Consider the following 21,139-nt stretch of genomic DNA (forward strand, 5'->3'; position numbering starts at 1 on the left):
ATGCCGAGCGATACCGGGGGTTCGGTTGTCACCGGTCGACGCCTCCCATGACGGGGTCGATGGACGCCACCGCGACGATGACATCGGCGACCATGCCGCCCTCGCACATCGCCGCCATGGTTTGCAGGTTGGTGAAGGACGGGTCGCGGAAGTGCACCCGGTGCGGTCGGGTGCCGCCGTCGCTGACGACATGGACGCCCAGCTCGCCCTTGGCCGACTCCACCGCGGTGTACGCCTGGCCGGGTGGCACCCTGAAGCCCTCGGTGACCAGCTTGAAGTGGTGGATCAGGGCCTCCATCGAGGTGCCCATGATCTTCTTGATGTGGTCCAGCGAGTTGCCCAGTCCGTCCGGGCCGAGGGCGAGTTGCGCGGGCCAGGCGATCTTCTTGTCGGCGACCATCACCGGTCCCGGCTCCAGCCGGTCCAGGCACTGCTCGACGATCCGCAGCGACTGCCGCATCTCCTCCAGCCGGACCAGGAACCGGCCGTAGGCGTCACAGGTCTCGGCGGTCGGCACATCGAATTCGTAGTTCTCGTAACCGCAGTACGGCTGTGCCTTGCGCAGGTCGTGCGGGAGTCCGGCGGCGCGCAGAATCGGTCCGGTGGCGCCCAGGGCCATACAGCCGGACAGATCGAGGTAGCCGACGTCCTGCATGCGGCCCTTGAACACCGGGTTGCCGGTGGCGAGTGCGTCGTATTCGGGGAGGTTCTTGCGGAACTTCCTGACCAGTTCGCGGACGTGGTCGACGGCACCGGGCGGCAGGTCCTGGGCGAGGCCGCCGGGGCGGATGTAGGCGTGGTTCATCCGCAGGCCGGTGATCAACTCGAAGGCGTCCAGGATGAGTTCGCGGTCCCGGAACCCGTAGATCATGATCGTGGTGGCGCCCAGCTCCATACCGCCGGTGGCGATGGCGACCAGGTGGGAGGAGATCCGGTTGAGCTCCATCATCAGCACCCGGATGACGTTGGCCCGCTCCGGGATCTGGTCGGTGATGCCCAGCAGCTTCTCCACCGCGAGCGCGTAGGCGGCCTCGTTGAACAGCGGCGTGAGGTAGTCCATGCGGGTCACGAACGTCGACCCCTGGGTCCACGTCCGGTACTCCATGTTCTTCTCGATGCCGGTGTGCAGATAGCCGATGCCGCAGCGGGCCTCGGTGACCGTCTCGCCCTCGATCTCCAGGATCAGCCGGAGCACGCCGTGGGTGGACGGGTGCTGGGGACCCATGTTGACGACGATGTGCTCGTCGTCCGCCTTGCCGACGGTCTCGGCGAGTTCGTCCCAGTCACCGCCGGTGACGGTGAAGACCCGGCCCTCGGTGGTCTCGCGCTCCGGCGCCTGCTGTGGTGCGTGCGGTTGCTCATACGAAGCGGTCACGAGTACGACCTCCGCTCGTCGGGAGCCGGGATCTGGGCGCCCTTGTACTCGACGGGGATGCCGCCGAGCGGGTAGTCCTTGCGCTGCGGATAGCCCTGCCAGTCGTCGGGCATCATGATCCGGGTGAGCGCCGGATGGCCGTCGAAGACGATGCCGAAGAAGTCGTAGGTCTCCCGCTCGTGCCAGTCGTTGGTGGGGTAGACGGAGACGATCGACGGCACATGCGGATCGGCGTCCGGGGCGCTGACCTCAAGCCTGATCAACCGGTTGTGAGTGATTGACCGCAGGTGGTAAACGGCGTGCAGTTCGCGGCCCTTGTCGCCGGGGAAGTGCACCCCGCTGACCCCGGTGCACAGTTCGAAGCGCAGCGCCGGGTCGTCACGCAGCGTCCTGGCCACCCTGGGCAGGTGTTCGCGGGCGATGTGGAAGGTGATCTCGCCGCGGTCCACGACCGTCTTCTCGATCGCGTGCTCCGGGACGAGCCCCTGCTCCTCCAGGGCGCCTTCGAGTTCATCGGCCACCTCGTCGAACCAACCGCCGTACGGCCGGGACGACGCGCCGGGCAGCCGCACCGGGCGTACCAGCCCACCGTAACCGGACGTATCCCCACCGTTGTTGGCGCCGAACATGCCGCGCTGGACGCGGATCGCCTCGCCCTGGTCGCCGCGCTGGCCGGGGAGGTTGCTGGCGTTGACGTCCTTGTCGGGGTTGACGCCGTTGGCGCCGTTGGAACCAGAGCCGGTCACCGCAACAGCCCCTTCATTTCGATAGTCGGGACCGCCTTGAGCGCCGCTTCCTCCGCCAGACGCTCCTCTTCCACCCGGTTCACACCGAGCTTCTCGTTCTGGATCTTGCGGTGCAGCTTGATGATCGCGTCGAGCAGCATCTCGGGCCGTGGCGGACAGCCGGGCAGATAGATGTCGACGGGGACGATGTGGTCGACGCCCTGGACGATGGCGTAGTTGTTGAACATCCCGCCGCTGGAGGCGCACACGCCCATGGAGATGACCCACTTGGGGTTCGGCATCTGGTCGTAGACCTGGCGCAGCACCGGGGCCATCTTCTGGCTGACCCGCCCGGCCACGATCATCAGGTCCGCCTGCCGGGGTGAGCCTCGGAAGACCTCCATGCCGAACCTGGCCATGTCATAGCGACCGGCGCCGGTGGTCATCATCTCGATGGCGCAGCAGGCGAGACCGAACGTCGCCGGAAAGACCGACGCCTTGCGCACCCAGCCCGCGGCTTGCTCGACAGTCGTGAGCAGAAAGCCGCTCGGCAGCTTCTCCTCGATACCCATAGCGATTGCCCCTGTCCTAAATGCCCGGGTTCATCCATTGTGACTCGATCGCTCAGTCCCACTCCAGGCCCCCGCGCCGCCATACGTAGGCGTAGGCGACGAGGACAGTGAGGACGAACAGCAGCATTTCGACGAGTCCGAACAGCCCGAGGGCGTCGAAGCTGACCGCCCAGGGATAGAGGAAGACGATCTCGATGTCGAAGACGATGAACAGCATCGCCGTCAGGTAGTACTTGATCGGGAAGCGCCCGCCCCCGGCCGGCTGCGGCGTCGGCTCGATGCCGCACTCATAGGCGTCCAGCTTCGCCCGGTTGTATCTCTTCGGCCCGACGCGCGCGGCCATGAAGACGGAGAAGATCGCGAACCCCGCCCCAAGGGTTCCGAGCACGAGGATGGGGACGTAGGTGTTCACCGTCCTCGCTCCTTCCAGTCGGCGTTGACTGACAGATCGTTCCTATGTGAGGCAGTTCACAAGCCCGAACCGCCTGCATCCTATGCCCGCGAGTCTGTGATCTGCGACACGGCGTACGCCAACAGCTTTGTGATCTCTACCACCTGATAGTGGATCACATGCCTGGAGCGGGGTCGATCTTCATACGGGAAGCATCCGGAAGATCACCAAGGGTGACGCGAGCAGGTGTAACCGCAGGTCACTAGGGCCTGTCGCATTATCAAGCCACTGCGGTCAACGCAAAGTTGGAGCGGAAGCCCACACGTGGTATAGCGCCGCAAGCCCGTTGAGCAGTGCGCACTGTCGGATGAACCGGGACACGCGGCGCTGACCATGCCGAACTTGGGGTTAGCGCGATTGTGAACGCGGGCACGAGCAAGCGGAGTCGAAGAATCCAGAAAGCCCAACGCAAGATCGAAAACCCGGCATTGCGGCCGGGGCCCGCAAAACTGTGGCGTACCTTACGTTTTTTGTACGCACCCAAGAATTCCTGATAGCCATATTGGCCATGTCCCCAACGCAGACCCGTGCCCCGCAGTCCGATCCGCGCATACGCAGCCGGCGGCATGCCCGACATACGCCGCCAAACTGGGTCAAACGCGCCGGAGTTGCCGGTGGTGTGATCGGAGCCGTCGCCCTCACCGGTGCGGCGTCCCCCGCACAGGCCAGCAACGCCAGCGACCAGTCGCCCAACGAGGTCACCCAGACCCTCGACCTCTCCCAGCTGCGTGCCGCCGACGCCACCGCTCAGGCCGTCATCACGTACCAGCTCCAGGCCGCCCAGGACCAGGCCGTCTCCACCGCCTCCCAGGTCGCCAAGCAGCACAAGGAAGCCGACGAGCAGAAGGCCGCCGAGGCCAAGGCCGCTGCCGAGCACGCCGCCCAGCAGGCCGCTTCCCGTGACGCGCAGCGTGCGCCGCTCTCCACCGACTCGAGCAGCTCGTCGGCCTCCTCTTCTTCGGTGGCCTCGTCCACCAGCGGCAGCATCTCCAGCGTCCTGAGCTTCCTTCAGGCACAGCTCGGCAAGGCGTACGTAATGGGCTCCACCGGCCCCAACGCCTACGACTGCTCCGGTCTGGTCCAGGCCGCCTTCCGCACCATCGGCGTCGACCTGCCGCGCGTCTCCGAGGACCAGTCGACCGCGGGCACCCAGGTCTCCCTCAGCAACCTGCAGCCCGGCGACATCCTCTACTGGGGCAGCGCGGGCAGCGCCTACCACGTCGCCGTCTACGTCGGCAACGGCAACTTCATCGGCGCCCAGAACCCGAGCACCGGCGTCGTCGAGCGCCCGCTGTCCTACTCGGAGCCCACGGGCGCGGTACGGGTCGCCTGACGGCGGTTCGTTCCGACATCGTTCGGCCGAGGGCCGCTTCTCCCCGCGCGGGGGTGGCGGCCCTCCGCCGTTGCGCCCGCCGCGACCCGGCGGCTCAGCCCGCCGTCACGGCCCCGATGGTCAGGGAGTGCACCGACGCGCCCGCGCAGTGGTCGTGCTTCCAGGGGATGAAGAGGGCGGCCTTCTGGTTCGGGGGGTAGACCCGCAGGCCCTCGGCCGAGGAGAGCTGGCACTGGCCGGGGTCGTACCCGCCGACGCCGTTAGCGTCGTGCAGTACCGCGCTCGCCCTGCCGCCGTGCGCGTGCAGGGTGACCGTCGTGACGTGGCCACCGGTACGCACCGCCGCGTTGCCGGACTGTACGCCGCCCTGCTTCACGTAGGAGACGCCCGGGAAGCCGGTGAGCGTGCAGGTGGTGCCGGAGGCGTTGGTGAAGACCAGCTTGGAGTAGTACTGGCCCGCGCCGACGTCCGGGTTCTCCTGGTCCACCTTCAGCTGCCCGGTGGTACAGGCGGGCACGCCACCGGAACCGTGCGTGGACGTCTGCGAGCCCTGGGCAGAGGCCGAACCGGAACCGGAGGCGGAACCGCCGTTGCTGGCGGCCGTGGACGAGTTGCCGCCGCCGGTGGCGATGGAGGCGTTGGAGGCGTTGGATGAACCGTTCCCCGACGAACACGCCGTGAGCGCGAGCGCGCCGACGGCGGCGAGGACGGCGGCCTGGGTCGCGACGGCGGGTATCCGCCGACGGGCGGTCGTGGAACGCATCGTTTCTCCTCTTGGGTGTCTGGCGGCCCGTGTCCCTGAACGGCACCTACCCATTGCCGCTTCCACGACGCTCCCACCCGAAAAGGGATAAGTCAGTAGCTGTTACGCGGCTGTAGCGGAAGCCGACCAGCTTCGGAACACTGCGCCCGCCCCTCCCCGGACGGGTGAGGTGCGCGCCGCGGCTGACATCGGGCACACAGCCCGCCTCGCGCACCGTGCGGACCAGCCGTGGGCGGCCGCCCGGCTCGCCCTCGCGACGCGGGAACCTCACCCGGGCGCCCAGCGCGCTGATGGCCGCCCCGCTCGCGCGGCGAACGGTTTGCTCGGATACGCCAGAAATGGCGCCAATGGCGGTAACTCGATACGCATTAGATGGAGTTCGCCCCCGCCCGGGTGGCGGTGCGGGACGCTACGCGCATCCGCAAACCGCCGTAGGCCAGCACAGCGCCCCACGGCGCGGCGGGGCCGCAAGCCCGTCAGGCCCGGGGGGCCACCTTGCTCAGACCGTTGATGATGCGGTCCATCGCGTCGCCACCGGTCGGGTCGGTGAGGTTGGCCAGCAGCTTCAGCGTGAACTTCATCAGCAGCGGGTGGGTCAGCCCGCGCTCGGTGGCCAGCTTCATGATCTTCGGGTTGCCGATGAGCTTCACGAACGCGCGACCCAGCGTGTAGTAGCCGCCGTAGGTGTCCTTCAGCACCTTCGGGTAGTGCTGAAGTGCCAGCTCGCGCTGGGCGGTTGTGGACCGCGCGGCGGCCTGGACGATGACGTCGGCGGCGATCTGGCCGGACTCCATCGCGTACGCGATGCCCTCGCCGTTGAACGGGTTGACGAGCCCGCCCGCGTCGCCGACCAGCAGCAGACCGCGGGTGTAGTGCGGCTGGCGGTTGAACGCCATGGGCAGCGCCGCGCCCCGGATCGGGCCGGTCATGTTCTCCGGGGTGTACCCCCAGTCCTCCGGCATCGAGGCGCACCACGCCTTGAGCACCTCGCGCCAGTCCAACTCCTTGAACGCGGCGGAGGTGTTGAGCACGCCGAGCCCCACGTTGCTCGTCCCGTCGCCCATGCCGAAGATCCAGCCGTAGCCGGGCAGCAGCCGGTCCTGCGGACCGCGCCGGTCCCACAGCTCCAGCCAGGACTCCAGGTAGTCGTCATCGTGCCGCGGGCTGCTGAAGTACGTGCGCACCGCGACGCCCATCGGGCGGTCCTCACGGCGGTGCAGCCCCATGGCCAGGGAGAGCCGGGTGGAGTTGCCGTCGGCGGCGACCACCAGCGGGGCATGGAAGGTGACCGGCGCCTTCTCCTCGCCCAACTTGGCCTCAACGCCGGTGATCCGGCCGGTACGGGCGTCGATGACTGGCGCGCCGACATTGCAGCGCTCATACAGCCGGGCGCCCGCCTTCTGCGCCTGCCGGGCCAACTGCTCGTCGAAGTCGTCGCGCTTGCGCACCAGCCCGTAGTCCGGGTACGAGGCCAGCTCCGGCCAGTCGAGCTGCATGCGCACCCCGCCGCCGATGATCCGCAGGCCCTTGTTGCGCAGCCAGCCCGCTTCCTCGGAGATGTCGATCCCCATGCCGACCAGCTGCTTGACCGCGCGGGGCGTCAGCCCGTCGCCGCACACCTTCTCGCGCGGGAACGCGGTCTTCTCCAACAGCAGCACGTCGAGCCCGGACTTGGCGAGGTGGTACGCGGTCGCGGAACCGGCCGGACCGGCACCGACCACGATCACATCGGCGGTGCGCTCGGACGTGGCGGTGGTCTCGCTCACGGCGGATCTCCCGATGGCTCGGTTACGACGTGCCGGGCGCGCCGGACACTGAACATGTGCGGCAAGTCTATTCAGGGCGCCTTGGCGCCCTCGGTACCGGGCGGGCTACGGCTTGACGCCCCGGTGCAGCGCCACCACCCCGCCCGTCAGGTTGCGCCAGGCGACCTTCGCCCAGCCCGCCTCGCGCAGCCGGGCGGCCAGGCCCGGCTGGTTGGGCCAGGCGCGGATGGATTCGGCGAGGTAGACGTAGGCGTCGGGGTTGCTGCTGACGGCGGTGGCGACCGGGGGCAGGGCGCGCATCAGGTACTCGGTGTAGACGGTGCGGAACGGGGCCCAGGTGGGGTGGCTGAACTCGCAGATCACCACCCGGCCGCCGGAGCGGGTGACCCGCAGCATCTCGGCGAGGGCGGCACCGGTGTCCTGGACGTTGCGCAGGCCGAAGGAGATGGTGACCGCGTCGAAGGTGCCGTCCTTGAACGGCAGCTTCGTCGCGTCGCCCGCGGTCAGCGGCAGCCGTGGGTGGCGGCGCTTGCCCTCGCGCAGCATGCCGAGGGAGAAGTCGCACGGCACGACCTGGGCGCCCGCCTCGGCGAACGGCAGTGAGGAGGTGCCGGTACCGGCGGCGAGGTCCAGCACCCGCTCGCCGGGGCGGGCGTCGACGGCTCGGGCGACCGCCTTGCGCCACAGCCGGGCCTGCCCGAGCGACAGCACGTCGTTGGTCAGGTCGTACTTGGCGGCCACGTCGTCGAACATCGACGCGACTTCCGATGGCTGCTTGTCCAGGGTGGCTCGGGTCACGGTGCCCATTGTCCACGGTGGGTGGGGTCCACGGTGGGTGGGGTCCGCGGTGGGTGGGGTCCGCGGTGGGTGGGCGTCCACCGTGGGTGGGGGCCACCGTGAGTGGGGGCTTTCGCACCGCCCACCCGGTTGTGCTTTCGCCGGGTGGGTGTCAGCGGAACTCGCGGAGCCGTAGTCGTACGCCCACGGCGGCCAGGGCCAGTGCGACGGCCGTGCCCGAGATGATCAGGACCAGCGATGAGTCGAGCTCCGACCGGCCGCTGGCGACCGCGTCGGAGAACGCGTGGTCGTTGATCGCGATGTCGTCCCGCATCGCGTTGTCCCACTGCTGGAAGGTGTGGTTCGAACCGCCCTTCGCCCAGCTGGTGTTGAGGTGGATCGCCTGGTCAAGCCGTCCGGCGGCGAGGTACTCGCGGGTGGTGTGGTCGGTGTGCTCGTAGTCCGCCCACGCGGCCAGCGCGCGCTCGGCGGCCGAACGCTCACCGCTGAACGTGATGTTGCGGAACTCGGCACCCAGGTACCCGCCGAAGCGCACGTCGCCGTGGTCGGCGAGGTAGGCCCGCCGCGCGGCGTCGAGGTCCGAGGAGTACGTCGGCAGACTGGAGCCGTCGATCCGGGCGATCTGCTGGGACTTGCCGAAGAACGCGTCCGAGTACTGGCCGCCGCGCTCCGGGTCCAGCAGGTCGCGGCTCTCGTCGGCGTTGGCGTCGTAGCCCACCGCACGGGCGGCGGACAGCGCCACCACCGAGTCGAAGGCGTCATGCCGGGCGATGCCCAGCTGGTGCTGTTCGTCGCCGGACATGGACACGGCCGTGCCGATGACCGTCACACACAGCAGGGTCGCGGCGGCCAGCGCGGGATTGATCACTCGGCGGAAGCGCCGGGTGATCAACAGTTGCAGCGCGACGAGCGCGCCGACGGTGAGCAGGCCCAGGCCGAGCGCGGCCCAGCGCAGGTCGGACAGCAGTGAGCGCTCGTCGTCGTAAGTGGCCGTGAACGAGGTGTTGTTGGTGTCGATCAACTTGTCCGCCGCCGGAAGCAGTGAATCCCGCATCAGGTCGGTGGCCTGCCGGTACGCGGTCAGGGCGGCCGGGGCCGGGTGCCCCGCGGGGGCGTTGGCCTGGTCGTTGAGCGAGGTGGCGCGGGAGGCGAGCTCCTCGTACTGGCCCAGCCCGTTGAGCACCCCCACCAGCGCGTTCTGCGCGGCGGCGTCGTTTCCGGCGGAAACGGTGGCGCCCTGCAGTTCGGTGCTGACCGAGGCGCGGTCTTGGGCGTAGAGCTTCTGCGCCTGCGCGCGGTCTCCCACGAGGTCCCTGGCGTTGCCGAAGACCAGGATGTTCGCGATCTCGGCGTCCATGTCGGTCAGGGCCAGGGACAGACCGGAGGCGTGCCGCACCTGGGGGGCCAGGTTCTGCTGGATGCGCGTCCAACTGCCGGTGGCGTGGGCGGTGATGGCGGCGCACAGGGCGCCCAGCGCCAGGGTCAGGGCGAGGGTCGCCGTCAGTGCGGCGCGCAGGATCGTCGGCACGCTGCGACGGCGCGGGCGGGCTGCGCCCGGGGGCGGGGTGGGTGTGCGGTGCGCGGGCGGCGCCGGTACCGCTGCCTTCGACCGCGTTGCGGCTCGCGCCTGTGCCTCTGTTGGGCGTTCGCCCGCAGTCGTGATGGTCTCCGCCACCGCGCCGCACCTCCCCCGTCAGGAGATCACCCTGACGGGGGGATACGGCTTGGGACGGCTCCTTAACGCCTCCCTGGCGTCGAACGCGCTTGCATTTACGCCACGTTGACGGTCGGCATGTGCGCGCCGGTACGCGAAGGGTGCCCGAAGGGGCGCGGGGCTGTGTTCATGTGCGGCTCCGCCGCGTGGGCGCGAGCAGCCACGACGGCGCCGCAGACGACCGACGGCACCTCGCCGCACCCCCAGCGGAGCGCCCCGCGGAGCGCTCAGGCCCGGCGGTGCAGGACGCGGCCCGCGAGGATCGTCGCCACGCATGTGCCGTCCGCGTCGAAGACGGCCAGGTCCGCGCGGGCGGACGGGGCGAGGGCGGGCTGGCGGGGAACGTCCAGCACCGCGACCCCCGTGCGACCCGCGGCCGCCAACAGCTCAGGCTCCGTGACCCGATCCGCCAGGACCGCCGTCGCCCCCAACCGCAGTACCGCGTGGACCCGCTCCCGTGGCGTGGGAGCGGCTGGCACGGCGCCCTCGTGCACCAGGGCGGGCCCCAGCGTGCCCGGCCACCGCCGCACCCGCGCCCCCGGATACCGCTCCAGCAACTCCTCCAGCGGCCCGACGGCGGCGACCCGGTCGCCGGAGACCGCCACCGCGTCCCCCGGCACCGGCTCACCGCAGGTGGTGCGCCGCAGCGCGGCGGCGGCGTGAATCGTCAGCATCCCGGCGGCTACGAGGCGTCGATCAGCTTCAACTCGGGGTGCGCCGTGCCCCCTTCGAGCGCGGTGGACGAAAGATGCGACACGACATGGTCGTTGACCGGGTCGTTCGCCGGATCGTCATGCACGACCAAGTGCTCGTAGGTCGTCGAGCGCTGCGCCGGAACCCGTCCCGCGGTGCGGATGAGGTGGATCAACTCGGCGAGGTTGGAGCGGTGCTTGGCCCCGGCCGAGGAGACCACGTTCTCCTCCAGCATCACGGATCCGAGGTCGTCCGCCCCGTAGTGCAGGGAGAGTTGGCCCGCCTCCTTGCCGGTGGTCAGCCAGGAGCCCTGGATGTGCGCGACGTTGTCGAGGAACAGCCGCGCGACCGCGATCATCCGCAGGTACTCGAAGACCGTCGCCTGGGTCTGGCCCTTGAGGTGGTTGTTCTCCGGCTGGTACGTGTACGGGATGAACGCCCGGAAGCCACCGGTGCGGTCCTGCACGTCACGGATCATGCGCAGGTGCTCGATGCGTTCGGCGTTGGTCTCGCCGGTGCCCATCAGCATGGTGGAGGTGGACTCCACGCCCAGGTTGTGCGCGGTCTCCATGATCTCCAGCCACCGCTCACCGGACTCCTTGAGCGGCGCGATCGCCTTGCGCGGCCGCTCGGGCAGGAGCTCCGCGCCCGCGCCCGCGAAGGAGTCCAGGCCCGCGGTGTGGATCCGCCGAATCGCCTCTTCGACGCTCACCCCGGAGATCCGCGCCATGTGCTCCACCTCGGAGGCACCGAGGGAGTGGATCACCAGCTGCGGGAACTCCTTCTTGATCGCCGCGAAGTGCTTCTCGTAGTACTCCACGCCGAAGTCCGGGTGGTGCCCGCCCTGGAACATGATCTGCGTACCGCCCAGCTCGACGGTCTCCGCGCAGCGCCGCAGGATGTCGTCGAGGTCACGGGTCCAGCCCTTGTCGCTCTTGGGCGGCGCGTAGAACGCGCAGAACTTGCACGCGGTGACGCACACGTTCGTGTAGTTGATGTTCCGCTCGATGATGTACGTGGCGATGTGCGCCGTATCGGCGTAGCGACGGCGACGGGCGGCGTCGGCGGCCTGGCCGAGTGCGTGCAGCGGAGCGTTCCGGTAGAGGTCCAGTGCCTCCTCGGGGGTGATCCGTCCCCCGGCGGCGGCGCGGTCCAGTACGGATTGCATGGTTCCTCCGGAGGCGATGCGATGTGGCCTTCGGCCAGGGTATCGTCCGGGATTTCCCGCCCGGCCGCCCACCCGGGCTCAGCCCCGGGCGGCCCGCCCGGCGCGCACCACCGCCGTACCGGCCGCCAGGACCACCAGCAGCAGCCCGGCCGCGGCGAAGCCCATGTCCCGCCCGAGGCCGAGACCGGCCTTGGTGCCGGAGACCGGAAGGACCCCTTCCGAAGGGTCGTAGACCACCAGGACCGGCCGTGCGTCGGAGCCGCCGAGGTCCGCGCAGGTGTGGTCGTCGGTGAGCAGTTCCCTGACCTGGCCGTCCGGCAGCCGCACGTAGCAGGTGGGCGACGACGCGGCGCCCCCGGCGTGCGTCCAGGTCTGGCTGTACGCGGTCGCCGTGGCCTGCCGGCCCCAGACATAGAGGTAGGCGCGCGGGCCGCCGTACACCACGCCGAGCAGCAGCACCGGCAGCCCGGCCCAGGCGAGGGCCACGGCGGTCCTCCGGCCGGGCGCGTCCGGCATGCCGCGCACCACAAACACCCCGTGCACCATCAGCAGCACGAGCACCACGGCAAGGGTGGTCGCCCGGCTGCCCGACAGCGTCATCGGCCAGCACAGCGCCCCGGCCGCCAGGTCGAACAGCAGCACGAGCGTCCAGCGCCGCACCACCCGGCGGATCAGCGGCGTGCTGTCGGCGGGGCGCGGCAGCCGGTCCGGCGGCCAGGTGGTGCGCACCATCCGCTGAGGGTCGTCGGTGGTGAACTCCGCGACGATGGCGTGCACCCGGTCGTCGCCGTCCTCGCCCTTGGCCATCTCCCGCAGCCGGGGCAGACCGAACCCGGCGCGCCGCAGTGCCCGGATGGCCTTGACGTTCAGCGCCTCCAGCAGTTCATCAGCGGAGTAACGCTTCTTCTCGCTCACCGGCCACGCTCCCGCCTCGCCCATGTCGGTTACCGCGTACGTTCCACGGCACCAGTCTGGCAACCCGTCAGCATCCAGCGCGGCGGGCTCGGTTACGCCGTGCGGGTCCCGCGCCGCCGACGAGGCGGCGGCGCGCGACCGCGACGGCACGGCCCGCCGGTGTGCGGCGCTACGCCGTCCGGGGGCCGGTGTACGACTCCGGCCGGTACAGCTCCACGGCCACGTCCGGCGGGAAGCCGGTGCTGTCACCGACCCGGCGGGCGAACTCCGCGATGCCGGTCAGCTGGTCGCGGCCCAGCGAGAAGTCCAGCGTGGTGAAGTAGCGCCGCAGCACCTCCGCGTCGAACGCCTCCCAGCGGGCGGCCTGCTCCGCCGCCTTCTCCACCTCCTCCAGCGACAGGTCGCGGGAGGCCAGGAACGCCTTGTGCACCTCGAACACGGCGCGCGGACGGTCGGCCAGGTACTCGCGGCGGGCCGCCCACACCGCGAAGACGAACGGCAACCCGGTCCACTCCTTCCACATCAGCCCCAGGTCGTGGACCTCCAGGCCGAGCCGCGGCGCGTCGTGCAGGGTGGCGCGCAGCGCGGAGTCCCCGATCAGCACGGCGGCCTGCGCCTCCTGCATCATCAGCCCGAGGTCGGGCGGGCAGGTGTAGTAGTCGGGGCTGACCCCGATCCGCTCCGCCAGCAGCAGCTGGGCGAGGCGCACGGAGGTGCGCGAGGTGGAGCCGAGCGCCACCTTCGCGCCGTCCAGCTGGTCGAGCGGCACCTGGCTGACGATCACGCACGACATCACGGGTCCGTCGCAGCCCACCGCGATGTCCGGCAGCACCACCAGGTCGTCCGCGTGCCGGAGGAACTCCACCAACGAGATCGGGCCGATGTCGAGGTCGCCGCGGACCAGCATGTCGTTGAGCTCGTCCGGCGTGTCCTTGGTCAACTCCAGGTCGAGCAACGTCCCCGTTCGGGCGAGTCCCCAGTACAGCGGGAGGCAGTTGAGGAACTGGATGTGGCCCACCCGGGGGCGGTTGGGACGGTGGTCCCGGGGGTCGGTGGCGGATGCGGCCGGTGCAGGCGTAAACGCAGAATTGTCCACATCAGGAGGCTAGCCGTGGCCCCTCCCGACCTTGTCGGGGGGCGGTGCCGAAGCGGCCGCTCGGGCGGTTTTGCCGGGTGTCAAGCCGGACGTCAAGAGCCGGGACACACCGGGGACAAAGATCTACGACCTCTTCCCCGGTTCAGTTGCCCCGTGCTACGCTCGACGCAAGTTGCAGTTTGGTTTCCCTTGCAGTACAGAGCCTGCGGAGCATGTGACGCCGCAGGCTTTTGTAGTTTTCAGACTTCTTTGCAGGTTCTGGAGCAGGGCGACCCTTGGCCCAAGGAGGGCTTTATGGCTACCGGAACCGTGAAGTGGTTCAACGCTGAAAAGGGCTTCGGCTTCATCGCCCAGGACGGCGGTGGCCCCGATGTCTTCGTCCACTACTCCGCGATCAACGCCTCTGGTTTCCGCTCCCTGGAGGAGAACCAGACCGTGACCTTCGACGTTACGCAGGGCCCGAAGGGCCCGCAGGCCGAGAACGTCACCCCGGCCTAATCGCGCCAGATACGCAGTACCCAAGGAGCCCCGCGCCCCGCGCGGGGCTCCTGCCTTTTCCGTGCCCGCACGCGTCCGGGGAGGACGGGGAGTGCGCGGGACGGGTTCGGGAGTACGCGGGATGCGTCTGGAGGACGCGGGACGCCTTCGGGAGGACGCGGGCTCGACCGGTTGCGGTCGGGTCGGCACCCGGGGGGTCTGGTGGCTCGCGCCCCAGAAAGCCCGCCGCGGCGGCGAGCAGCCGCAACGAGCGCCGACCGGCGGTACCCACCGGCCGCAACCCGAACGGACCCCTGCGGCATGGGGAGTTCGGCGAGCCGAGCTCCCGGCGGCTCAGCCGAAGAACGCGTTCATCCCCTCGACATCCGACAGATACGTCTCGATCGCCGAGACCTTTCCATCCCGTAGGAAACACACGGTAGCCAGGTATTCGTCCAGCACCACACCGTCCCGTTCCGCGGTGTTGTGCAGCGACAGGGCCAGGTTGTCGCGGCTGACCAGCACCCGCTGGAACTCGAAATTCACGCCGTACCCCGCGATCTGCCGGACGCGTTCCACCACCGCGTCCGCACCGACCACCCGGCCGGAAATTCGGTTGTCACCGGGCAACGTCCAGGTGGCGTCGTCGGTGAGCAGTGAACGGATCAATTCCCAGTCGGCGGTGACAAGGCCGGTGTGGAACGCGGTGGCCAGCGCGACTTTCTCGTCAGAAGTGAGCATGCACACAGCATCAACTCCCTTCCGCCAAAAGGGAAATACCGGAATTGCCGCTGGTCCATGCACCCCGCGCATAACCCCGGGGAGCGGGACAATCTCCGGGTGACCATCGACGAACTGCGCTGGTTCCTCACCCTGGCCGAGACCGAGCACGTGACCGAGGCGGCGGCCCGGCTGCGGATAGCCCAGCCGACGCTGTCCCGCGCGCTGCTGCGGTTGGAACAGCGGCTCGGCACCCGGCTGTTCGACCGCGATCGGCACCGTCTGCGGCTCAATGACCACGGCCGGATCTTCCGACGGCACGCGCAGCGGGCGCTGGACGAGCTGGACGCCGCGCAGGACCGGATCGCCGCCATGCTCGCTCCACCGCGGGAGGCGCTCGGCCTGGCGTTCGTGCACTCACTAGGCGGCTGGCTGGTGCCGCGGCTGCTCGGCGCGTACGCCCAGGACTCCCCCGGCGCGCGCTTCACGCTGCACCAGGGCTCCGCGGCCACCGTGCTGGAACTGCTGCGGGACGGCACCGTCGAGGCCGCGCTCACCAGTCCACGGCCGTCCGACCCGCAGGTGGGCTGGTTGCCGTTGCGCGACGAGCGGTTGGGGCTCGCGGTACCCGCCGAGCACCGGCTCGCCGACCGCGCCCTGGTACGGCTGGACGAGCTGGCGGACGAGCGGCTCATCATCATGCGCCCGTCACTGGGACTGCGGCAGATCACCTGCGAGCTGTTCCACCGTGCCGGGATGACCCCTGACGTGGTGTCCGAGTGCGCCGAGGTCTCCACCATCCACGGCCTGGTCGCCTCCGGCCTCGGTGTCGCCGTGGTCCCGGCGGGCGACGGCGGGCCGCCGCCCGCCGGGGTCCGGCTGGTACCGATCGCCGACCACGACGCGTACCGCACCATCGGCCTGGTCTGGCACCGGGGCCGACCAGGCAGCACCGCGAGCCGCCGGTTCCGGGAGTTCGCCGCCCGCTACGCCCGGGACACCGAGCCGGTGTGACGGTTGGCCCTCGGTGGCTGGATCCCCGGCGGCGTTGCGGGAACGGATGTCGGTGAGGGGCCCGGTGCTGGGGGGCGGGGCGCCGGGGTGACGGCTTCCCCGCACGACGGGGCCGGTCGCAGGGCCAACTCCGGTTCCGGCGGGCGGGGTTGGGGTGGCACACCATGCGGCACGGGCGGCTCCTGTACAGCCAGATCGAGGTTACCGACGGTAAGCCCACCGCCGGTGGGAAGCACGCCAACGAGTCGTCGCCGCCGACCCCGAACCGGCATATGACGCAAGAGCGTGAACCCGTACCACCGTCCGGGGGATTGGCCGTGTCTCCCCCTGCCACCTCAGGGTTTCCGACGGCCGGTCCGCGCATGCTGGGCGCACCCCTTCGCACACGAGCGCACGCTCACGCACGAGAACTGAGGTCCCTATGCGCCGCCTCGCCGTAGCAATCGGAGTCGCCGGACTCCTGTGTGTACCCGCCGTTTCCGCCCAGGCCGACAGCGACACCGGCATGCCGGCCGGCCGCGGCCACCACACGATGCTCATGCCGGACGCCAAGGGCCGCGTGGTCGCCCGGCACAGCGTGGTGGTCAGAAGCGGGCCGAGCACCCGGTACCGGGCCGTCGGCCATCTGAACGGCGGCCGGATCGTCCGGATCGTCTGCAAGGTCCGCGGCCAGCGGGTTCGCGGCAACGCGATCTGGTACAAGCTGGACACCCGCCAGCGCGAGTGGGTGAGCGCCAGCTACGTCAAGAACATGGGCAGGGTGCCGCGCTGGTGCCGCAACACCACCACGCTGCCCAGCCTCCCGGGTCGCGACCAGCACCTGCGCCCCGGCCACCGCCCGTCGCGGCCGATGCCCGGCCAGCGCCCGCAGGCGACGCCCAGCCAGAGCCCCAGCATCCTGCCGGGCAACGTCTCCGCCACTTCCGCCCCGCAGGCCTCGGTCAGCGTGATGCCCGGCGCCACCGCGCAGAGCTCCACCGTCACCCACCGCGCCCGTACCCACCGGGTCGACTGACACGCGCTGACGAACGTGCCCCTGCCGCGGCTCGCGGCGGGGGCACCGGCGCGTTCAGCGGCGCCGGGCGTGAACCCGCAGCCAATCGCGGTGCGTTGACTCCCGCGCGTGGTCGACCACCTCGAACCCCGCCTCGTCGAGCAGCCCGGCCAGCGCCTCGTACCGGTGCAGTACGTACCAGCGACGGTGCGACGGCCCATAGGCCCGCTCGTCCCACCCCTCGCCGTCGCCCTCGGCGACGGCGAGCAGCAGCTCACCGCCCGGCCGCAGCGCCCGCCCGAACTCCCGCAGCACGACGGGAACTTCGGGCCGTGGGACGTGCAGCAGCGCGGCCACGCACCACACCGCGTCCAACGCCCCCGCCGCCACCGGCAGCGCCCGCATGTCGGCACGCACCAGCCCCGGCACCCCGGCGGCGGTGAGCATCGGGTGCGACAGGTCGAACCCGGTGACGGCGAACCCGCGCTCCCGCAGCGCCTGGGTGTGCCAGCCGGGTCCACACCCGATGTCGGCTATCCGCGCCCCGGCGGGCAGCAGCCCCGTCAGCCGCTCCAACTCGGCGTTCATCCAGGCCGGGGGCGTGCTCCACTGCCGCGCGTACTCCTCCGCGATGCGGTCATATGCGGCGCGCGTCACCGCGATGGGGTCGGTCACGCCAACACCAACGCCCCGCAGGGGAAGGGTGGTTCCGCTGCGGGGCGCGACGAAGTATGTGACGACCGCCACATGGCGGGGCTCAGCTCTGGGCGCTGCGCGCCGCGTCGTCAGCGGCGTCCTCGTCACCGGCCTTGGCCTCGAAGGCCCTACGGGTGCGGTCCACCCGCTGCGAGATCTGCACCGACGCCTGATCACGCACGTTGCGCAGCAGCGCGTAGCTGAGCGCCCCGGAGATGAGCATCGCGAGCAGCAGCACCCACAGCAGGTTGGAGCTGCCGAGCCCGGACGGCAGGACGCGCAGATAGACCAGGCCCCAGATGACGGCGAAGCTCGCCACGAACAGGCCAAGGCGCATCGCGGTATAGCGAAGCATGGGGCTCGGCTTCCAGCTCACGACGTTTCCACTCTTTCCTCATCCGTACGGTGCATACCCCCACCAGTGAAACACGCCTTCCGGACGATCACCTCGGGGGGCGGCGGCCTCACACCCGCATGGGCTGCGGCGACTCCCGGCGGTCGGCGTCCGGACCCGGGTACTCGCGGATCACCTCGTACCGGGTGTTCCGCTCGACCGGACGGAAGCCCGCGTCCCGGATCAGCTCCAGCAGGTCCTCGCGGGTGAGCTTGTTCGGCGTGCCGAAGTCGTCCGCGTCGTGGGTGATCTTGTACTCGACCACCGAGCCGTCCATGTCGTCCGCGCCGTGGTTCAGGGCGAGTTGGGCGGTGGACAGGCCGTGCATCACCCAGAACACCTTCACGTGCGGCACGTTGTCGAACAGCAGCCGGGAGACCGCGAAGGTCTTCAGCGCCTCGGCGCCGGAGGCCATCGTGGTGCGGGCCTGAAGGCGGTTGCGGATCTTGCCGTCCTTCATGTCCACGAAGTCGTGCTGGTAGCGCAGTGGGATGAAGACCTGGAAACCGCCGGTCTCGTCCTGGAGTTCACGCAGCCGCAGCACGTGGTCGACGCGGTGGCGCGGCTCCTCGATGTGGCCGTAGAGCATGGTGCTCGGCGTCTTCAGGCCCTTGGAGTGCGCCAGCCGGTGGATCCGGGACCAGTCCTCCCAGTGGGTGCGGTGGTCCACGATGTGCTGGCGGACGTCCCAGTCGAAGATCTCGGCGCCACCGCCGGTCAGCGACTCCAGACCGGCGTCGATCAGCTCGTCCAGGATCTCCGACGCGTCCAATCCGGAGATCGTCTCGAAGTGGTGGATCTCGGTGGCGGTGAACGCCTTCAGCGCCACCTGCGGCAGCGCCTCCTTGAGCGCGCGCAGCGAACGCGGGTAGTAGCGCCAAGGCAGCGTCGGATGCAGGCCGTTGACGATGTGCAGCTCGGTGAGGTTCTCACCCTCCATCGCCTTGGCGAGCCGGACGGCCTCCTCGATGCGCATGGTGTACGCGTCCTTCTCGCCCGGCTTGCGCTGGAACGAGCAGTAAGCGCACGAGGCCGTGCACACGTTCGTCATGTTCAGGTGGCGGTTGACGTTGAAGTGGACGACGTCGCCGTTCTTCCGCGTGCGGACGTGGTGCGCGAGACCGCCGAGCCAGGCGAGGTCGTCGGACTCGTAGAGGGCGATCCCGTCCTCGCGGGTGAGCCGCTCCCCCGCGTAGACCTTCTCCTCCAGCTCACGCTTGAGCCCAGCGTCCATGCCGCCTCCTTCTCACCTAGACCCGATCGAGACTACGCCCCGCCTCCGACAGCCCAAGGATCGGGCACCGCTCAGACGTCGTCCGGCAGCTCGCCGACCCGGTTCTCCCACTTCGTGGAGAGCACCACGGTGGTACGGGTACGGGCCACACCGCGGATGCCGGACAGCCGCCGGATGGTGTGTTCGAGCCCGTCCACGTCGGGCACCCGGACCTTGAGCATGAACGAGTCGTCGCCCGCGATGAACCAGCAGTCCTCGATCTCGTCCAGCTCCTGCATCCGGCGCGCCACGTCCTCGTGGTCGGCGGCGTCGCTGAGCTGGATGCCGACCAGCGCGGTGGCGCCCAGCCCGAGTGCGGCGGGGGCCACGGTGGCGCGGTACCCGGTGATCACACCGGCCTGCTCAAGCCGGTTGATGCGGTCCGTGACGCTGGGGCCGGACAGCCCCACGAGCCTGCCCAGCTCGGCATAGGACGCCCTGCCGTTCTCACGCAGGGCCTGGATGAGCTGCCTGTCCACCGCGTCCATGTACCTGGAGCCTTCCATTCCTACTTCGGTCCCGCGCTTACGGATTGAATCTAAGGCACACGGCGCCCAGAACCTGACGCCAGGACCCGACCCTCAGTTCCCCCTCAGTCCCCGGCGTCCGCCGAGGCACCGCTGTCTCCCACCCGGCGCCCGCCACCACCCTCAATGGGGATGTGCTTCGCACCGCTGTCTCCCTGCCCGCCGCCCAGCTCGCCCGTCCACCTGCGGTAGAGCTTGTGCGGTACGCCGACCGCGTCCAGCGCCCGCCCGGCCACGAAGTCCACCAGGTCCTGGGCGCTGACGGCACCCGCGTAGAAGGCGGGCGAGGCGGGCAGCACCACGGCGCCAGCCTCGTCGAGGGCGACCAGTTGCCTGAGCGTCGGACCGCTGAGCGGGGTCTCGCGCACCACGACCACCAACGGCCGCCGTTCCTTGAGCGTCACGCTCGCCGCCCGCTGCAACAGGTCCTTCGACAGCCCGAGCGCCACCCCCGCCACGCAGGCCGTGCTGGCCGGAACGATCAGCATGCCCTTCGCCGGGTACGAGCCGGAGGACGGCCCGGCCGCCAGGTCGCCCGCGGGCCAGCAGCGCACCGCGCCCAGGTCGACGTCGTAGGCGTCCGGCGTGCCGTCGGCGCCGCGTGCCAGCAGCCGGGCGAGGTCCTCGCGCCAGTGCGCGTCCCGGAACGGGTGACCGGTCTCGTCCAGCACCGTGAGCCGGGCGGCCCGGCTGACCACCAGGTCGACGGCCTCCCCGGCGTGCAGCAGCGCCCGGACGACGGCTGCCGCGAACGGGGTGCCGGACGCCCCTGAGACGCCGACCACCCAGGGACGTCGCCGGTCGCCCGGTATCGATGAGGTGTGTCGCGGCTCCACACCGCGAGCCTATCCGGCCGACGGGCCGCGATCGGCCCGGATGCCCGCAGAACCCCCACCCCCGGAACCGGGGCGGTTGTCAGACCCGTTGTCTACCGTGGAAGCACATCTCCCGACCGGGGACGGAGTCCCCGGTCGCGGCCCGGGAGCACACGGAACCGGGCCGGGGCGCAGGAGATGACGGGGCTGCGGGGGGACCAAGGGGGCGGCGAGATGGTGACGTATACGAAGGCGGTGCGCCCGCGGGGCGGCGGGTTGACGAACGTCGTCGCGGCGGGCGCGCTCATGGCGGGCTGGGTGGCGCTGCTGTGGGTGCTGGAGGCCGTGGACGCGGTGTCGCACGGCGCGCTGGACCACTTCGGGATCGTGCCCCGGCAGGCCCGCGGTCTTGTCGACATCATCCCGGCGGCGTTCGTGCACTTCGGCTTCGGGCACGTGGCGGCGAACAGCCTGCCGCTGCTGGTCCTCGGCTTCCTCGCCGCGCTGCGCGGCATAGGCCGGTTCCTCGCAATATCCCTGCTGATCATCGTCGTCAGCGGGCTGGGCGTGTGGCTGGTGGCACCGTCCGGCACCAATACGGCGGGGGCGTCCGGCCTGATCTTCGGGCTGTTCGCGTATCTGGTGGTGCGCGGGTTCGTGGACCGGCGGCCGCTGGACATCGCGCTGGGCGTGGTGGTGGCGGTGCTCTACGGCTCGATCCTGTGGGGCGTGCTGCCGAACGCGGCCGGGATGTCCTGGCAGGGGCATCTGTTCGGGCTGGTGGGCGGTGTGGTCGCGGCGTTCCTGTTCCGGGAGCGCCGGTCCGGCGAGCTCATACCGTCCGCCCGAATCTGACGGTG

Annotated in this window: 23 protein-coding genes; 5 read left to right on the forward strand and 18 right to left on the reverse strand. The window is 70.3% G+C overall.

Going from position 1 to position 21,139, the window contains the following annotated elements:
• Positions 1 to 28: 28 nt before the first annotated feature.
• From NON19_RS24885 to NON19_RS24900, 4 genes are read right to left on the reverse strand one after another with little or no spacing between them, the layout of a single operon-like run.
• On the reverse strand, positions 29 to 1,375 hold the full coding sequence (locus NON19_RS24885) for an NADH-quinone oxidoreductase subunit D (protein ID WP_255931296.1): 1,347 nt from the start codon (positions 1,373 to 1,375) through the stop codon (positions 29 to 31).
• Positions 1,372 to 2,121, reverse strand: a complete 750-nt coding sequence (locus NON19_RS24890; protein ID WP_255931297.1) for an NADH-quinone oxidoreductase subunit C — start codon at positions 2,119 to 2,121, stop codon at positions 1,372 to 1,374. The genes NON19_RS24885 and NON19_RS24890 overlap by 4 nt, the downstream gene beginning before the upstream one ends.
• Positions 2,118 to 2,672, reverse strand: a complete 555-nt coding sequence (locus NON19_RS24895; protein ID WP_255931298.1) for a NuoB/complex I 20 kDa subunit family protein — start codon at positions 2,670 to 2,672, stop codon at positions 2,118 to 2,120. The genes NON19_RS24890 and NON19_RS24895 overlap by 4 nt, the downstream gene beginning before the upstream one ends.
• A gap of 52 nt (positions 2,673 to 2,724) precedes the next feature.
• Positions 2,725 to 3,084: an NADH-quinone oxidoreductase subunit A gene (locus tag NON19_RS24900; RefSeq protein ID WP_255931299.1), complete on the reverse strand. Its 360-nt coding sequence runs from the start codon at positions 3,082 to 3,084 to the stop codon at positions 2,725 to 2,727.
• 658 nt (positions 3,085 to 3,742) lie between these two features.
• Here NON19_RS24900 and NON19_RS24905 point away from each other — a divergent pair.
• The gene (locus NON19_RS24905; RefSeq protein WP_308213730.1) at positions 3,743 to 4,456 is read left to right on the forward strand and encodes a C40 family peptidase; all 714 of its coding nucleotides are present in this window, start codon (positions 3,743 to 3,745) and stop codon (positions 4,454 to 4,456) included.
• A 94-nt stretch (positions 4,457 to 4,550) separates the two neighbouring features.
• On the opposite strand, the gene NON19_RS24910 is transcribed toward NON19_RS24905, so the two are convergent.
• The 8 genes from NON19_RS24910 to NON19_RS24945 form a co-directional block, all read right to left on the reverse strand.
• Positions 4,551 to 5,219, reverse strand: coding sequence for a DUF4232 domain-containing protein (locus tag NON19_RS24910; protein WP_255931301.1), 669 nt, complete (start codon positions 5,217 to 5,219; stop codon positions 4,551 to 4,553).
• 476 nt (positions 5,220 to 5,695) lie between these two features.
• Positions 5,696 to 6,985, reverse strand: a complete 1,290-nt coding sequence (locus NON19_RS24915) for a geranylgeranyl reductase family protein (protein ID WP_255931302.1) — start codon at positions 6,983 to 6,985, stop codon at positions 5,696 to 5,698.
• Positions 6,986 to 7,090: 105 nt separating this feature from the next.
• Positions 7,091 to 7,783: a demethylmenaquinone methyltransferase gene (locus tag NON19_RS24920; RefSeq protein ID WP_255931303.1), complete on the reverse strand. Its 693-nt coding sequence runs from the start codon at positions 7,781 to 7,783 to the stop codon at positions 7,091 to 7,093.
• Positions 7,784 to 7,934: 151 nt separating this feature from the next.
• Positions 7,935 to 9,311 carry a GlnX family signal transduction membrane protein gene (locus NON19_RS24925; RefSeq protein ID WP_255931304.1) on the reverse strand — a complete coding sequence of 459 codons (1,377 nt, stop codon included), beginning with the start codon at positions 9,309 to 9,311 and terminating at the stop codon, positions 7,935 to 7,937.
• Between the two features lie 413 nt (positions 9,312 to 9,724).
• A complete protein-coding gene (locus NON19_RS24930; protein ID WP_255931305.1) occupies positions 9,725 to 10,171 on the reverse strand; it encodes an imidazolonepropionase-like domain-containing protein in 447 nt (148 codons plus the stop codon).
• Positions 10,172 to 10,179: 8 nt separating this feature from the next.
• Positions 10,180 to 11,358, reverse strand: coding sequence for a cyclic dehypoxanthinyl futalosine synthase (mqnC, locus tag NON19_RS24935; RefSeq protein WP_255931306.1), 1,179 nt, complete (start codon positions 11,356 to 11,358; stop codon positions 10,180 to 10,182).
• Positions 11,359 to 11,436: 78 nt separating this feature from the next.
• On the reverse strand, positions 11,437 to 12,273 hold the full coding sequence (locus tag NON19_RS24940) for a hypothetical protein (RefSeq protein ID WP_255931307.1): 837 nt from the start codon (positions 12,271 to 12,273) through the stop codon (positions 11,437 to 11,439).
• 169 nt (positions 12,274 to 12,442) lie between these two features.
• A complete protein-coding gene (locus NON19_RS24945; protein WP_372514276.1) occupies positions 12,443 to 13,369 on the reverse strand; it encodes a menaquinone biosynthetic enzyme MqnA/MqnD family protein in 927 nt (308 codons plus the stop codon).
• Between the two features lie 294 nt (positions 13,370 to 13,663).
• On the opposite strand from NON19_RS24945, the gene NON19_RS24950 reads away from it, so the two are divergent.
• Positions 13,664 to 13,867 (forward strand): cold-shock protein, encoded by a 204-nt coding sequence (locus NON19_RS24950; RefSeq protein ID WP_030620150.1) that lies wholly within the window; start codon positions 13,664 to 13,666, stop codon positions 13,865 to 13,867.
• Between the two features lie 333 nt (positions 13,868 to 14,200).
• On the opposite strand, the gene NON19_RS24955 is transcribed toward NON19_RS24950, so the two are convergent.
• Entirely contained in the window at positions 14,201 to 14,587 is a 387-nt protein-coding gene (locus NON19_RS24955; protein WP_255931308.1) for a nuclear transport factor 2 family protein, read from the reverse strand.
• A gap of 99 nt (positions 14,588 to 14,686) precedes the next feature.
• Here NON19_RS24955 and NON19_RS24960 point away from each other — a divergent pair, with 99 nt between their 5' ends.
• On the forward strand, positions 14,687 to 15,580 hold the full coding sequence (locus NON19_RS24960; RefSeq protein WP_255931309.1) for a LysR family transcriptional regulator: 894 nt from the start codon (positions 14,687 to 14,689) through the stop codon (positions 15,578 to 15,580).
• Positions 15,581 to 16,085: 505 nt separating this feature from the next.
• A complete protein-coding gene (locus tag NON19_RS24965) occupies positions 16,086 to 16,595 on the forward strand; it encodes an SH3 domain-containing protein (protein WP_255931310.1) in 510 nt (169 codons plus the stop codon).
• 54 nt (positions 16,596 to 16,649) lie between these two features.
• Here the strand turns inward: NON19_RS24965 and NON19_RS24970 are convergent, their stop codons facing one another.
• The 5 genes from NON19_RS24970 to NON19_RS24990 all read right to left on the reverse strand — a co-directional run bounded on the left by NON19_RS24970 (position 16,650) and on the right by NON19_RS24990 (position 20,300).
• On the reverse strand, positions 16,650 to 17,249 hold the full coding sequence (locus NON19_RS24970; protein WP_255931311.1) for a class I SAM-dependent methyltransferase: 600 nt from the start codon (positions 17,247 to 17,249) through the stop codon (positions 16,650 to 16,652).
• 82 nt (positions 17,250 to 17,331) lie between these two features.
• Positions 17,332 to 17,625, reverse strand: coding sequence for a DUF4229 domain-containing protein (locus tag NON19_RS24975; protein ID WP_255931312.1), 294 nt, complete (start codon positions 17,623 to 17,625; stop codon positions 17,332 to 17,334).
• A 109-nt stretch (positions 17,626 to 17,734) separates the two neighbouring features.
• A complete protein-coding gene (gene mqnE, locus NON19_RS24980) occupies positions 17,735 to 18,898 on the reverse strand; it encodes an aminofutalosine synthase MqnE (RefSeq protein WP_255931313.1) in 1,164 nt (387 codons plus the stop codon).
• 71 nt (positions 18,899 to 18,969) lie between these two features.
• Positions 18,970 to 19,425 (reverse strand): Lrp/AsnC family transcriptional regulator, encoded by a 456-nt coding sequence (locus NON19_RS24985; protein ID WP_255931344.1) that lies wholly within the window; start codon positions 19,423 to 19,425, stop codon positions 18,970 to 18,972.
• 104 nt (positions 19,426 to 19,529) lie between these two features.
• Entirely contained in the window at positions 19,530 to 20,300 is a 771-nt protein-coding gene (locus NON19_RS24990; RefSeq protein ID WP_372514277.1) for a UbiX family flavin prenyltransferase, read from the reverse strand.
• A gap of 213 nt (positions 20,301 to 20,513) precedes the next feature.
• Between NON19_RS24990 and NON19_RS24995 the strand changes: the two genes are divergently transcribed.
• Complete coding sequence (locus tag NON19_RS24995; RefSeq protein ID WP_255931314.1) at positions 20,514 to 21,134, forward strand: rhomboid family intramembrane serine protease; 621 nt, start codon at positions 20,514 to 20,516, stop codon at positions 21,132 to 21,134.
• The last annotated feature ends 5 nt before the right edge of the window (positions 21,135 to 21,139 follow it).

It is taken from the genome of Streptantibioticus rubrisoli (assembly GCF_024436055.1).
Taxonomy (GTDB): Bacteria; Actinomycetota; Actinomycetes; order Streptomycetales; family Streptomycetaceae; genus Streptantibioticus_A; species Streptantibioticus_A rubrisoli.

Coding starts and splice junctions, on each gene's coding strand:
- NON19_RS24910 (WP_255931301.1), bottom strand. CDS start 5,219: ATGCGTTCCACGACCGCCCGTCGGCGGATACCCGCCGTCGCGACCCAG.
- mqnC (WP_255931306.1), bottom strand. CDS start 11,358: ATGCAATCCGTACTGGACCGCGCCGCCGCCGGGGGACGGATCACCCCC.
- NON19_RS24930 (WP_255931305.1), bottom strand. CDS start 10,171: ATGCTGACGATTCACGCCGCCGCCGCGCTGCGGCGCACCACCTGCGGT.
- NON19_RS24895 (WP_255931298.1), bottom strand. CDS start 2,672: ATGGGTATCGAGGAGAAGCTGCCGAGCGGCTTTCTGCTCACGACTGTC.
- NON19_RS24955 (WP_255931308.1), bottom strand. CDS start 14,587: ATGCTCACTTCTGACGAGAAAGTCGCGCTGGCCACCGCGTTCCACACC.
- mqnE (WP_255931313.1), bottom strand. CDS start 18,898: ATGGACGCTGGGCTCAAGCGTGAGCTGGAGGAGAAGGTCTACGCGGGG.
- NON19_RS24995 (WP_255931314.1), top strand. CDS start 20,514: ATGGTGACGTATACGAAGGCGGTGCGCCCGCGGGGCGGCGGGTTGACG.
- NON19_RS24975 (WP_255931312.1), bottom strand. CDS start 17,625: ATGCTTCGCTATACCGCGATGCGCCTTGGCCTGTTCGTGGCGAGCTTC.
- NON19_RS24965 (WP_255931310.1), top strand. CDS start 16,086: ATGCCGGCCGGCCGCGGCCACCACACGATGCTCATGCCGGACGCCAAG.
- NON19_RS24985 (WP_255931344.1), bottom strand. CDS start 19,425: ATGGACGCGGTGGACAGGCAGCTCATCCAGGCCCTGCGTGAGAACGGC.
- NON19_RS24950 (WP_030620150.1), top strand. CDS start 13,664: ATGGCTACCGGAACCGTGAAGTGGTTCAACGCTGAAAAGGGCTTCGGC.